The organism is Marinobacter shengliensis (assembly GCF_030297115.1).
Lineage (GTDB): Bacteria > Pseudomonadota > Gammaproteobacteria > Pseudomonadales > Oleiphilaceae > Marinobacter > Marinobacter shengliensis.
This window is the reverse complement of sequence record NZ_AP028062.1, coordinates 894,711-908,904: the sequence shown is the minus strand read 5'-3', so window position 1 is coordinate 908,904 and position 14,194 is coordinate 894,711. Positions and strand designations below refer to the sequence as shown.

9 protein-coding genes are annotated in these 14,194 nt (G+C 57.0%); all 9 read right to left on the bottom strand.

All coding sequences use genetic code 11. The annotated features are described in order from the left end of the window. Positions 1–199: 199 nt before the first annotated feature. The gene (locus tag QUE75_RS04185; protein WP_058091272.1) at positions 200–568 is read right to left on the bottom strand and encodes a PilZ domain-containing protein; all 369 of its coding nucleotides are present in this window, start codon (positions 566–568) and stop codon (positions 200–202) included. 286 nt (positions 569–854) lie between these two features. Continuing rightward, complete coding sequence (gene hemE / locus QUE75_RS04180; RefSeq protein ID WP_286253844.1) at positions 855–1,919, bottom strand: uroporphyrinogen decarboxylase; 1,065 nt, start codon at positions 1,917–1,919, stop codon at positions 855–857. 125 nt (positions 1,920–2,044) lie between these two features. Beyond that, the gene (locus tag QUE75_RS04175; RefSeq protein WP_106693184.1) at positions 2,045–3,463 is read right to left on the bottom strand and encodes an FAD-dependent oxidoreductase; all 1,419 of its coding nucleotides are present in this window, start codon (positions 3,461–3,463) and stop codon (positions 2,045–2,047) included. A gap of 78 nt (positions 3,464–3,541) precedes the next feature. Then, positions 3,542–7,990, bottom strand: coding sequence for a glutamate synthase large subunit (gltB, locus tag QUE75_RS04170; protein WP_286253843.1), 4,449 nt, complete (start codon positions 7,988–7,990; stop codon positions 3,542–3,544). Positions 7,991–8,168: 178 nt separating this feature from the next. After that, positions 8,169–9,704: an AAA family ATPase gene (locus tag QUE75_RS04165; RefSeq protein WP_286253842.1), complete on the bottom strand. Its 1,536-nt coding sequence runs from the start codon at positions 9,702–9,704 to the stop codon at positions 8,169–8,171. A 43-nt stretch (positions 9,705–9,747) separates the two neighbouring features. Beyond that, positions 9,748–10,836, bottom strand: coding sequence for a 3-dehydroquinate synthase (gene aroB / locus QUE75_RS04160; protein ID WP_286253840.1), 1,089 nt, complete (start codon positions 10,834–10,836; stop codon positions 9,748–9,750). Then, a complete protein-coding gene (gene aroK / locus QUE75_RS04155) occupies positions 10,811–11,395 on the bottom strand; it encodes a shikimate kinase AroK (protein WP_058090087.1) in 585 nt (194 codons plus the stop codon). Before aroK ends, aroB begins: the two co-directional genes overlap by 26 nt. Positions 11,396–11,518: 123 nt before the next feature. Beyond that, the gene (pilQ, locus tag QUE75_RS04150; protein ID WP_286253836.1) at positions 11,519–13,633 is read right to left on the bottom strand and encodes a type IV pilus secretin PilQ; all 2,115 of its coding nucleotides are present in this window, start codon (positions 13,631–13,633) and stop codon (positions 11,519–11,521) included. An 18-nt stretch (positions 13,634–13,651) separates the two neighbouring features. Beyond that, a complete protein-coding gene (locus QUE75_RS04145; RefSeq protein WP_061332384.1) occupies positions 13,652–14,194 on the bottom strand; it encodes a pilus assembly protein PilP in 543 nt (180 codons plus the stop codon).

Below are 14,194 nucleotides of genomic sequence, written 5' to 3'. Positions count from 1 at the left end.
GCTCTAGCACCCAGCCTTCCCAGGCTTGGAGTTAGGGCGGTGTTGGGTGACCTTTCAAAAAAACGCTACGAGCACATCCCTGTGCGCTTCGCTCCGGCCATCCATGGCCTACGAGATTTTTTGAAAGGTCACCCAACACCACCCTCTCTATCAGTCGTCCAAACCGCTAATCCAACAGAGAAATACAAACACACCCGCATCAGTCAATCAGATGCGCAAACTCCCGCTCCAACAGCGCCTGATCCCCAAGATTTAACTCAACCAGCCGCTTCAAATGCGTGGCACTTTCAAGATCAATATACTGACACCGAAATCCCAACCGATGATCCTCCACGTGCTTCAACTCCACCGCCATCACAATCGCGGCTTCATGCTCATTCAGATGAATCACCACCTCACAAGGCTTGTTCAGCGGAACCTTCCAACCTTCCGGCCGCTGGACCAAAACGCCCTTCAGGGAAATATCCAACACCTCGGTTGACCACACCTGGTCCTGACAATGCAGCTCACAGGGCGCATCGAAACTGATTCGATGGAAACGGCGTTTTTCGGAAGTTTTGGTAGACAAGGGGCAGCTCCGGCTCGACGGTCATTACTCTCTATGACTATAGACCGGACATAAAAGGGAGTACAGCGTGGAGTGGTTAACGAGAGCTTCGCTCCCGAGGGCTTAAGATATTCCCGAAACGTTGGACTGCAGGGTGGCGATAGGGCCTCCAAAAAATCTCGGAGGCCATGGATGGCCGGAGCGAAGCGCTCAGGGATGAGCTCGTAGCGTTTTTTTGGAGGCCCTATCGCCACCCTGCCTACTCCACAGCCCGCAGGCTAGGAGTAAACAAAGCACAAACTCGAACCTATTGGTGATACTGCCCGCTAAGCTCAACAACCGCCTCAATGAAGGCCCCGGCATGCTCCGGATCCACATCCGGCGTAATCCCATGCCCCAGGTTGAAGATATGCCCGGAACCCGAGCCATAACGCTTCAGGATATCCGCCACTTCCTGGCGAATCCGCGCCTTCGGCGCATACAACATGGCCGGGTCCATATTGCCCTGCAGAGCCACTTTATCGCCCACGCGGGCGCGGGCATTGCCGATGTCCGTCGTCCAGTCCAGGCCCACGGCGTCGGCGCCACAGTCGGCAATGGACTCCAGCCACTGACCACCGTTCTTGGTGAACACAATCACCGGCACACGGCGACCCTCGCTCTCGCGAATCAGACCATCCACAATCTTCTTCATGTAGCGCAGAGAAAACTCCTCGTAGGCCCAGCTGCTCAGCACGCCACCCCAGGTATCAAAAATCTGTACCGCCTGGGCACCGGCCTTAATCTGGCCGTTGAGATAGTCGATCACCGAATCGGCCAGATGGTCCAGCAAGCGGTGCATCACTTCCGGCTGGCCGTACATCAGCTTCTTGGCTTCAGAGAAGGTCTTGGAGGAACCACCCTCAATCATGTACGTGGCCAGGGTCCAGGGGCTGCCGGAGAAACCGATCAGCGGTACCCGGCCGTTGAGTTCGCGGCGGATGGTGGAGACGGCGTTCATCACGTAGTCCAGATCCGACTCAGCGTTCATTTTCGGCAACGCGTCTACATCCGCTTCTGAGCGAATCACCTTGCGGAACTTCGGGCCTTCGCCGGTTTCGAAGTACAGACCAAGACCCAGCGCATCAGGAATGGTCAGGATATCCGAGAACAGGATGGCAGCGTCCAGCGGATAGCGCTCGAGCGGCTGCAGGGTAACTTCGCAGGCCAGCGGCGTGTTCTTGCACAGGCTGAGAAAATCACCGGCTTTTGCCCGGGTTGCGCGGTACTCCGGCAGGTAGCGGCCCGCCTGGCGCATCATCCACACCGGGGTGCGGTCTACAGGCTGGCGCATCAGGGCGCGCAGGAAGCGGTCATTCTTCAGCTCGGTCATAAGGTATCCCGTTCTCGTCGGTAAATGGTCAGAGATAATGGGGAGCAATGATACCCCGTTTATACGAATAAAAAAGGGCGGCTTACCCGTAGCAAGCCGCCCTTCTGACTCTGATCAACTCAGAGTTATACGTCGAGGTAGTCCAGAATGCCTTCCGCAGCCTGGCGACCTTCCCAGATGGCAGTGACCACAAGATCTGAGCCGCGCACCATATCGCCACCGGCGAAGATCTTCGGGTTGCTGGTCTGGAACGGGAACTCGGCTTCCTCCGGCGCTGCAACACGACCGGAATCATCGGTGCTCACCTTGTGTTCACCGAACCAGTCAGCGGGGCTCGGCCGGAAACCAAACGCCACCAGCACCGCATCCGCAGGAATGACTTCCTCACTGCCCGGCACGACTTCAGGGCGGCGACGGCCATTTTCGTCCGGTTCTCCCAACTGGGTAGACACAACCTTGACGCCCTCAACACGGTCTTCACCGATGATGGCGATAGGCTGCCGGTTAAACAGGAACTTCACACCTTCTTCCTTGGCGTTTGCGACTTCCCGGCGCGACCCCGGCATGTTGGCTTCATCCCGACGGTAGGCACAGGTGACGCTCTCCGCCTGCTGACGAATGGAGGTCCGGTTGCAGTCCATGGCGGTATCACCACCACCCAGCACCACCACGCGCTTGCCCTTCATATCGATGAAGTCTGACGCTTTTTTCTCGAACCCAAGACGGCGATTCACGTTGGAAATCAGGAACGGCAGAGCATCATAAACACCCGGCAATTCTTCTCCCGGGAAGCCGCCTTTCATGTAGGTGTAGGTGCCCATGCCCATGAACACCGCATCGAATTCTTCCATGATGCTCTTCAACTGGACGTCTTTACCCACCTCGGTGTTCAGACGGAATTCCACGCCCATCTCCTCAAAAACCTTACGGCGCCGGGACATCACGGACTTTTCCAGTTTGAACTCGGGAATACCGAAGGTCAGCAGGCCGCCAATTTCAGGGTAACGATCGAAAACCACCGCCTTGACGCCATTACGCACCAGGATATCGGCACAGCCGAGGCCAGCGGGGCCGGCGCCGATAACGGCAACTTTTTTGTCTGTCCATTTCACATTGGACATATCAGGCTTCCAACCCAGCGCGAAGGCCGTGTCGGTAATGTATTTTTCCACCGAACCGATGGTTACCGCACCGTAGCCATCGTTCAGGGTACAGGCACCTTCACACAGGCGATCCTGTGGGCACACCCGGCCGCACACTTCCGGCAGGGAGTTCGTCTGGTGGCACAACTCCACGGCCTTCATGATGTTGCCCTCAGACACCAGCTTCAGCCAGTTCGGAATATAGTTGTGTACCGGGCATTTCCACTCGCAATAGGGGTTACCGCAAGCCAGGCAGCGGTGAGACTGAGATGCCGCATGGGTTTCGGTAAACGGGTGATAGATCTCACCGAATTCTTTCTTCCGCTTTTTGGCAGGCACCTTCTTCGGGTCTACCCGCCCAACTTCCACAAACTGAAAGTCATTGTTGAGACGTTCTTTCATGTTGCTACTCTCATCAGCTCAATTTCGACGGGGGCTGCGCCCGTTGGCGCAGCCCATCAACCTTTGCGTTGCCCAGCCTTATTCCGGGCGGGCACGGGTGCTGGCCAGCAGGCTGCGCAGGTTCGCAGCCTTTGGCTTCACCAGCCAGAAGCGGCCGATGTAATCGTCGAAATCTTCAAGTAGGTGCTCCGCCCAGGCGCTTCCGGTTTCGGAAATATGCTCCCGGATCACACCACGCAGGTGGTTCCGGTAGGCTTCCATGTCTTCCCGCGAAATGCGCTGGATCTCAACCAGTTCATGGTTGTACTTGTCCACGAAGGTGTTGTCCAGATCCAGCACATAGGCGAAGCCGCCGGTCATGCCGGCACCGAAGTTGTAGCCGGTGGAACCGAGAACGGTAACCAGGCCGCCGGTCATGTATTCACAACAGTGGTCCCCGGCCCCTTCTACAACCGCATGGGCACCAGAGTTACGAACGGCAAAGCGTTCACCGGCTGTGCCAGCGGCAAACAGCTTGCCCCCTGTCGCGCCGTACAGGCAGGTATTACCCACGATGGATGTTTCCTGGGTTTTGAAGTCGCTGCCGCGGGGCGGTTTAACAACCAGCTTGCCGCCAGTCATACCCTTGCCCACATAGTCGTTGGCATCGCCTTCAAGAATCAGGTTCAGACCACCCACGTTCCACACACCAAAGCTCTGGCCTGCGGTCCCGGTAAGATCCAGAGTGATCGGTGCATCCACCATTCCCTGGTTACCGTACTGCGCTGCAATTTCGCCAGACAGCCGCGCACCAATGGAGCGATCGCAGTTGGTAACCTTGTAGCTCCAGGCGCCGCCGGACTTCTCTGCGATAGCTGCAGCGGTGTCTTTCACCATCTGCTCCGCCAGGCGGCCTTCGTCGAACGGATGGTTGCGCTCAACCTGACAAGTCTGGGGCTTGTCCGCCGGGATGTGATCATTCTGCAGCAGACGGGTCAGGTCCAGCTTTTTCTGGCGCTCGGTATTGCCCGGCAGGCGCTCAAGCAGATCGACACGGCCAACCAGTTCCTCAAGACTGCGAACACCCAGCTTGGCCATCCACTCGCGGGTTTCTTCCGCGACAAAACGGAAGAAATTCATGGCCATCTCAACGGTGCCCTTGAAGTGCTCTTCCCGCAGGTAATCGTTCTGGGTAGCAACACCGGTGGCACAGTTATTCAGGTGACAGATACGCAGGTATTTACAACCCAGGGCCACCATTGGCGTAGTGCCGAAGCCGAAGCTTTCGGCGCCCAGAATGGCTGCTTTAACAACATCCAAGCCAGTCTTGATACCACCGTCAGTCTGCAGGCGAATCTTGCCCCGCAGGTCATTTGCCCTCAGCGCCTGTTGGGTTTCGGTCAGACCCAGCTCCCACGGCGAGCCGGCATAGCGAATCGATGTCAGCGGGCTGGCCGCAGTACCGCCATCGTAACCAGATACAGTAATCAGGTCGGCATAGGCCTTTGCCACACCGGCGGCGATAGTACCCACTCCAGGTTCGGACACCAGCTTCACCGACACCAGAGCTTCCGGGTTCACCTGCTTCAGATCGAAAATCAGCTGCGCCAGATCCTCGATAGAATAGATATCGTGGTGCGGTGGTGGCGAAATCAGGGTCACACCCGGCACGGAATAACGCAGGCGAGCGATCAGATCATTCACCTTGCCACCAGGCAACTGGCCACCCTCACCGGGCTTGGCACCCTGGGCGACTTTAATCTGCATGACATCGGCGCTTCGCAGGTATTCTGCGGTTACACCGAATCGGCCAGAGGCAACCTGCTTGATCTTCGAACGGCGGTTGGTGCCATGGCGGGCAGGGTCTTCACCACCCTCACCAGAGTTAGACCGGCCACCCAGAGTATTCATGGCTACTGCCAGCGCCTCGTGGGCCTCGGGAGACAAAGCGCCCAACGACATGGCCGCCGAATCAAACCGGGGGAAGATATTCTCAACCGGCTCAACCTCGGAGATATCAATCGGCTTGAGATCTTTCTTGAATACCAGGAGGTCACGCAGAGTGGCCACCGGGCGCTCGTTCACCAGGCCAGCATATTCCTGGTAATGGCCGTAATCACCACTGATAACCGCATCCTGGAGCTTGGCAACCACGTCCGGGTTAAAAGCGTGATATTCCTGGCCGTGAACGTACTTGAGCAAGCCACCTTGAGACAGCGGCTTACGGGGCTTCCAGGCAACGGCTGCGAGCTGCTCCTGATCCTGCTGGAAGTCGAAGAAGTCCGCGCCTTGAATACGGCTGGGCACACCCTTGAAGCAGAGATCCACAACGTTATCGGCCAGACCGATGGCTTCAAACAGCTGGGCACCGCGGTAGGAGGTGATGGTGGAGATCCCCATCTTCGACAGGATCTTCAGCAAGCCTTTGTTGATGCCCTTACGGTAGTTGTTCTTGGCTTCAATCGGATCCATCAGCAACTCGCCGGTCCGGATCAGATCGTTAAGGACCTGATAGGCCAGGTACGGATAAACCGCAGTGGCACCAAAGCCGAACAGTACGGCGAAGTGATGGGGATCCCGGGCCCAGCCGGTTTCCACAATGATGTTGGAATCGCAGCGCAGACCCCGCTCAACCAGGTGGTGGTGCACAGCACCGGTCACCATCATGGCGTTGACAGGCAACTCGCCTTCCACCAGGTCCTTGTCGCTTAGAATCAGCAGTACCTTACCGTCGCGGACCGACTTTTCAGCCTCATCGCACATCCGGCGAACCGCCTCCTGAAGGCCTTCCTCCGGGCGGTAGCTCATGGCAATTCTGGCCACTTCAAAGCCCGGGCGATCGTTATTGCTGAGCTTGAGGAACTTGGCCGGCGACAACACCGGGGTTGTCAGAATAATCCGGTTGGCGTGTTCCGGGGTCTCCTCAAAGACGTTTTGCTCCGCACCCAAGCAGGTTTCCAGCGACATCACGATGGTTTCGCGCAGCGGGTCGATAGGCGGGTTGGTGACCTGGGCAAACTTCTGGCGGAAATAATCCGCCGCATGCCGCACCTTGCTGGACAGCACGGCCATCGGCGTATCGTCACCCATGGAGCCCACAGCTTCTTGCGCGCTTTCAGCCAGCGGACGCAACACCTGGTCGCGCTCTTCAAAGGAGATATTGAACATCTTCTGATGAACCAGAAGTTCGTCCGGCTCCATCAGTTTGAACTCAGGGGTGGCCTGGTTCAGCGTGGTTTCTACCCGCAGGGCGTTGTCTTTCAACCAGCGCTTATAAGGCTGCGCGGTTTTCAGGCGCTGATCGATATCCGCTGTGTGCAACACCTCCCCTGACTCGGTATCGATGGCCAGCATCTGCCCGGGCCCCACACGGCCCTTGGCAACCACATCGTCGGGCGAGTACCCGTAGGTGCCCACTTCCGACGCCAGGGTGATGAAGTCGTCCTTGGTGATGACCCAGCGAGCCGGGCGCAAGCCGTTACGGTCGAGCATACACAGGGCATAGCGACCATCAGACATAACCAGGCCGGCAGGGCCATCCCAGGGCTCCATGTGCATGGAGTTGTATTCATAGAACGCCCGCAACTGGGAATCCATGGTGTCTACATTCTGCCAGGCCGGTGGGATCATCATCCGAACGGCACGGAAAAGGTCAACGCCACCGGCCAGCAATATCTCCAGCATGTTATCCATGCTGGATGAATCCGAGCCGGTCAGGTTAACCAGCGGCTGCAGGGTTTGCAGGTCTGGCAGGTCCGGTGAACTGAACTTGGCCGCACGGGCGATCGCCCAGTTACGGTTGCCGTCGATGGTGTTGATCTCACCGTTATGAGCCAGGAACCGGAACGGCTGGGCCAACGGCCACTTGGGCATGGTGTTGGTGGAAAACCGCTGGTGGAACACACAAATGGCGGTTTGCAGATCCGGGTCACCCAGATCCTTATAAAAGTTGGCGAGATCCGCCGGCATCATCAGGCCTTTGTAGGCCAGGGTCCGATGCGACAAGCTGCAGATGTAAAACTCAGAGTCGTCCGACATCTCCCGCTCAGCATGGCGGCGGCCAACAAACAGCGCAACGGCAAACTCCTGCTCGGTTTTTCCACCCGGCTCAACAAAAACCTGCTCAATCCTGGGCAGACAATCCAGGGCCATCGGCCCCAGGCAACTGTCGTCCACAGGCACTTCTCGCCAGCCCACGATTTCCAGCCCCTGATCGACGAGATTTTTCTCAACCGCAGCGCGACCCGCGGCCGCCTGGCTTTCGTCCCGGGCTAAAAAAACCTGGCCGACTGCAAATAAGTCTCCAGGTTTTTTCCCGAACGCCGCCTGAGCAGCTTTGTAGAGGAAGGCCTTGGGACTTTGAATAAGAAGCCCACAACCATCACCGGTTTTGCCATCGGCTGCGATGCCTCCACGGTGGGTCATGCAAGTCAATGACTCGATGGCCGTTTGCAACAGCTTATGGCTCGCCTCGCCCTTCATGTGGGCAATCAGGCCAAAACCACAGTTGTCCCTGAACTCATCGGGATGATACAAGCCTGTTGTCATAAGCGTTCTCTCGCGTGTAAATGCTTTCTCGCCAGCCCGAAGCGCACCAAATTAGTGCGCAAAACGTACTGACACCGAAAAAAAGGGGGAAGCGATTTTACACACGTGAAACTACGTATACAATTTTTTTCGCTGTTTTACCGCTAGAACAGGACGAAAATGCACCATAACGGTGCACCTAGTAACTTTCGAAGGATCGCACCCAAGGCTCAGATATCCCGAGCGCGGCGGGCAATTGTCCGGCTGCCTCCCGGGCGGATTCGAGGCTGGGATACTGGCCATACACCAGCATAAACCAAGGCTGCCCCTGGCGCTCTCCGACGGTATAGCTCAACTGAGGGTTATCTGGCTGGCGATCAATAACGCTCAGAATCGTACGCTCCTGATTACCAGCCACGAGCTGAAGCGTCCAACCTTTACGTTGTTTCAGTTGCGCCAAAGCCACAAAGTTCTCCGGTCTTGCCGGAGCGAAGGCTGGTTCTGGTTCTGGTTCTGGTTCTGGTTCTGGTTCTGGCTCTGGCTCTGGCTCTGGCTCTGGCTCTGGCTCTGGCTCTGGTTCTGGCTCTGGCTCTGGCTCTGGCTCTGGCTCTGGCTCTGGCTCTGGCTCTGGCTCTGGCTCTGGCTCTGGCTCTGGCTCAGCTTCGGTCACCGCATCCAGGTCCGTCAACGCGGGGTTATCCGGTTCCTGCTGGCGTGCCAACTCCGGCGACGGCAGTGCATCAACGGGAAGTGTTTCACCCGCCCCTCGCCCTGCCTCAGGCCCGACGGTAATGCTCCTTCGAACAGTCTCTCTCGGGGTCTCCATACCCGCAGAACCAGCGACCGAGTCATCGTATTGCCGCGCCACGAACCACCATGACACCAGCAATATCACCAGTGCCAAGGCGGGCCAACGCATTGAAGCAAGGGGTGGCCAGCTACGGGCTGCGGCTCGGCTTTGTGGCGCAACCATGTCGAGCCAGATACCTGGTGCAACGCGTTTCAGTCGGCCGAAACTGCCCTGACTCAAAGCATGAAGCTGCTTTAGCCGTGATGAAGAAAGCAACTCTTCCTTTCGGCCACCAGCGCGGTGAACCCGGGGCTCAAGGAAGGCGAAAATCTCGTCTCGGCTTAACGGGGGAAGGCTGATGTGGTGGATGTGAACGGCAAGATCTTCCACCCGAAACTGATCCTGCAAACCTTCGGCACCAGAGAACACCAAAGCAGCGGCCAGCGACCGGTCAGCCGCAAGAAATCCGGAGAGTAAAAGATTCAATAACTCCGGAGCTACCCGGTCGGCATCATCCAGAATCAACACCAGCCGCTGCCCACGTTGAGCACGCGCCTGGGACCACCGGAAAAATTGGTAAACCAGCTCTCGAGGCTCCGAGTCCGCCGGTACACCTGAACGGGCGATTTTACGGAGATCCCTGGCCAATGCCTGGGCACTCGTCAGCGCTGCCGTGGGGATACGATGAAAATCGAGCCGGGATGATTCGCTGCGAACCAACTCCGTGAGTATCCGCGTTTTGCCAGCACCTGGCGCACCCGTTACCAGCAGCGCCATATCCCCGAAACCGCAGAGATGACGCAGTGACTCCAGTGCATGGTGGCGCATGGCGTCCGGGAAGAACGGCGTCTCCATGTCCAGCGGATTATCGCGCAAGCCGTAGCGTTGCTGGAGGCGGGGAAACAATCCGCCACTGTCTATCGCGTTCAGGTTATCCTGGGTCACAACTCATCCCTGCCCGTTGCTCAATCACTGCGTGATACGACGCTTAATCGATAAATTCCAATAAGGTCTTTCTGAGGTTGTCCGGCTGGGCGTCAGCGGTTACAAAAGCATCCCCCAAGGCCCGCATCAACACCAGCCGGAGCTTGCCATCCACATTCTTCTTATCAACGGCCATCAGAGACATGAAATCATCGGGCGTCATGCCTTTGGGGGCCCGCTCCGGTAGCCCAGCCCGGCGAATCAAGGCCAACGCTCTCTTATGATCGTCGGCACTGATCATACCTTCTCTCAAAGACAAGTCAGATGCCATCATCATCCCGGTTCCAACCGCCTCGCCGTGGAGCCAGTTGCCGTAACCCGCGTAGGTTTCGATCGCATGACCAAAGGTATGGCCAAGATTCAGGATGGCCCGCAAGCCCCCTTCCCTCTCATCAAAGGCCACAACGTCTGCCTTGCACTGGCAGGAACGAAAAATGGCCTCTCCTACTGCTTCGGGCTCCAGCCGGACCAACGCATCCATGTTAGCTTCCAGCCACTCCAGAAAAGGCACGTCACGAATCAGGCCGTACTTGATAACTTCCGCAAGCCCAGCCGACACCTCCCTGGGGGGAAGTGTGGTCAGGGAATCGGTATCAATCAGGACGATGTTCGGCTGATGAAAAGCGCCAACCATGTTCTTGCCCAATGGATGATTGATTCCGGTTTTACCACCAACGGATGAATCCACCTGGGAAAGCAGGGTTGTGGGCATCTGGATAAATGGCACGCCCCGCTGATAGCAGGCCGCTGCAAACCCCGCCATATCCCCGATGACGCCGCCGCCCAGGGCAGCAAGCGTTGTTTTTCGGGAGTGCCGGCGCTCCAGCAGCCGGTCGAAAATCAGGTTAAGGGTCTGCCAATCCTTGAACTTCTCGCCATCCGGAAGCGTGACCACATCAACCGATTTTCCTGGGAAGCAAGCCTTCGCGCGCTCAAGATATAAAGGTGCAACCGTCTCGTTGGTGACAATCATAACCTGACTGCCGGAGACCCAGGGTGTCAGATCATAAGCCCCCAGCAACCCCTGACCAATAACGATGGGATAGCTGCGGTCACCCAGCTCTACTTTAAGCTCTTTGAGTACCTGGTACATGTTGACGACCTTCTTTACGTCTCTGCCGTTTGTGTCTTGGGGTTTTGGGATTGATTCGATTCACCAGCTGGCGCACCACCAATCGTGGACTCTTGCGATCGGTGAACATCACGATATCAGCGAGCTTGGTGTATAGCGGGTCCCGGACTGCGAACAGCCTTCTCAACACACCCTCGGGGTCATCGTTCTGAAGCAGGGGGCGATTTCGATCTTTTCGGGTGCGCTCTACCTGCTGCTCAATCGACGTTTTGAGATAGATCACCACTGCATTTTTCCGCAACAATGCATGGTTTTCCGGGCGCATGACCGCACCACCTCCGGTCGCCAATACCGTTCCCTGCGTTTCTGAAAGCTCATCCAGCATGGCGGTTTCGCGCTGCCGGAATCCGTCTTCTCCCTCGACATCGAATATCCAGGGAATATTGGCTCCGCACCGCTCTTCGATTATCCGGTCTGAATCAAGAAAACGATAACCCAGCTCTTTGGCGAGCATACGGCCAATCGTACTTTTTCCGGCTCCCATAGGGCCGACCAGGACAACACGTTCGGGCAAAGACATAATTTCCGCTCAACAGGGTTCAAGCGCGTGAGAATAGCACAGGGCAAGACATTCCATAAGCCGGAGGCCGATACAAAGAAAAAAGCCGCCGGGGTTAGCGGCGGCTTTTTATGTGCGGAGCGATTACTGAATCAGATCGTTTTTGATGATCTTGGGTGTGATGAAGATCAGCAACTCGCTGCGCTCATCAATGTGTACTGTTCGCTTGAACAGGCGCCCAAGGTAAGGAATGTCCCCCAGGAATGGAGTTTTGGTGGTTTGAGTCGCCACTTCAGACTGGAAGATACCGCCCAACACCACGGTCTCCCCATTGGCTACCAGAACCTGAGTCGTAACAGAGTTGGTATTGATGGACGGAATACCAGCTGTTACCTCACCCCGGGAATCCTGGTTTACCACCAGATCCATGATGATCTTGTCATCCGGAGTGATCTGCGGGGTTACTTCCAGAGACAGAACCGCTTCCTTGAACTCAACGTTTGTCGCACCGCTTGAGGTTGCTTCCTGGTAGGGAATTTCCTCACCGGACTTAATGGAGGCACTCTGGCGATCCGCTGTCACCACGCGCGGCTGAGACACAACCTCGGCACGACCATCGGTTTCAAGAGCAGAAAGCTCAAGGTCGATCAGGAAGTCGTCACTACCCCAGCCAATCGCAAAGGATGATGCGCCGTCTCCTGAAACACCCATATCGACACCCAGAGCACCGGGGAAGGAAATGGCGCCACTGCCGCCCGCCGCAGCGTCACGAGCTTCCTGGAGTGTACCCAGGGAACCACCAATACTGATGACATCGTTACCACTGACGTTATATGCGGCGCCGCCCCAACGAACCCCGAGACTCTCCGCAACGTTGGTCTGGGCGCGGACAATACGGGCCTCAATGGACACCTGACGGACCGGTACATCCCAGGTACCCACAAGTCGACGAATCTCTTCCAGCTTCTGCTGCGTCTCACGAACGCTAATCGTGTTGGTGCGGACGTCTGAAGAGACAAAGCCACGAGAGGATATCAACTCTTCATCCGCACGAATCAGCGCCACAATATCTGCCGCTTTCGCGTAGTTCACCTGAATAATATCCAGGCGCACCGGCGCCAGTTCGGCGATTTGCTTACTGGTCTCGAGCTCAAGCTTTTCGCGGGCGGCGATTTCCTCTGCCGGAGCCACCAGCAGAACGTTGCCAATTTGACGCTTGTCCAGCCCCTTGGTCTTCAGAATAAGGTCAAGCGCCTGATCCCAGGGTACATTCTGCAACCGCAGGGTAATGCTGCCACCAACGGTGTCACTGGCCACCAGGTTCAGGCCGGTAAAGTCGGCAATCAACTGGAGAACCGAACGTACTTCGATGTCCTGGAAGTTCAAGGACAGCTTGTCGCCGGTGTACGGGAATTTCTCTTCGCGACGGGTCTCCGCCTCTTCTTCAGTAAGCTTCTCAACGCTAACGGTAAACTCGCGACCTGACTGATAGGCAATATAGTCATAATTGCCTTCCGGGCGAATCTCAACCACCGCGTTGCCGTCCTCAACGAATGTATCGATCCGGGTAACAGGAGTGGCAAAGTCTGTAACATCAAGACGACGACGAAGATCTGAAGGGACATCCAGCCCCGGCATGGTCAGCCGGATGCGACCAGCCTGCTCAGACAGATTCACCGCCGCAGAGGCACTTCCAAGATCAACGATGACGCGCCCCTCGCCTTCCTTGCTCCGGCGGAAGTCCACGCCTGCAAGGGCATTGGAGGAGGCAGCGGCCGTCGATCCTGACTGGCTCTGCTGGGAAGCTGCCGCAGTGGCCGTAGCTCCACTGGCGCCGCCAATAGTCATGACCAGCGAATTGTTTTGACGAACTGTCTCGTGGGGAGTCAATTCCACCAGATTGAAGATCAGCCGAGTGCGATCTTTGGTTTCCACCACGGTCACGCTTTGCGCATTGCCGGACCCAAGCGGAATACTCCGCTGGTTAAGCCCACTGGTGGTGTCCTTGAGGTCCACAGCGATGCGCGCCGGGCGCTCAATCGTGTACCCGGTAGGCTCGGGCGGTGGCCCATCGAATTTCATGGTCACTTCCAGGCGTTCTCCCGGCAGCGACGAAAACGACACGTCTTCCAGCGTGACCGCGCTGGCCAGGCTGCTCCATAACCCGATGGCGATCACGCCCACGCAGACATTGAGTTTTTTGAACATCGCTAGCCTCGACCTTAAACCATTTTGTTCGTGCATGTTTTTTTCATTCATCCTTTATCGCTCCCGGCCTTATCCTTCATCCAAAGACAGGGAACGCGGGCGCTCGACCCAGCCACCCCGGCCATTTGGAACGATTTCAATCAATTCAATGCGAGTTTCACTGATACCGACAATCCGGCCGTAGTTCTGACCCATATAATTTCCGCTTCGCACCCGGTGGATGCCGCCACTGCCATCACGAATCAATGCAAACAATCCGCCGCCGACACCCTGAAGCGTACCAACCATGGTCAGAGATTTAAGATCGAAGTTCTCAAGAACCTCTCTCGGCCTGTCCAGGTCCGGCTCGACATCACTGATCGGCTGTTCGTCCACCATGGTCAACTGAACGTCGACGGGCGGCTCAAAGGGGGCCCGGCGATCTGCCGCTGAATAACTGAACGCCTCGTAGGCCTTGAATTCTGGCAGGGGCTCCACGTGCCCCCGGGGCTTCGCCCGGGTATCGGCCATGAACTTGTCCAGATCCGAGAAACCGTTGCCCTGGGAACAAGCCGTCAGCAAAGACGCCAGACACACACCCAGCCAGGCTTTTCCCGCATGCTTTCCTGTCAT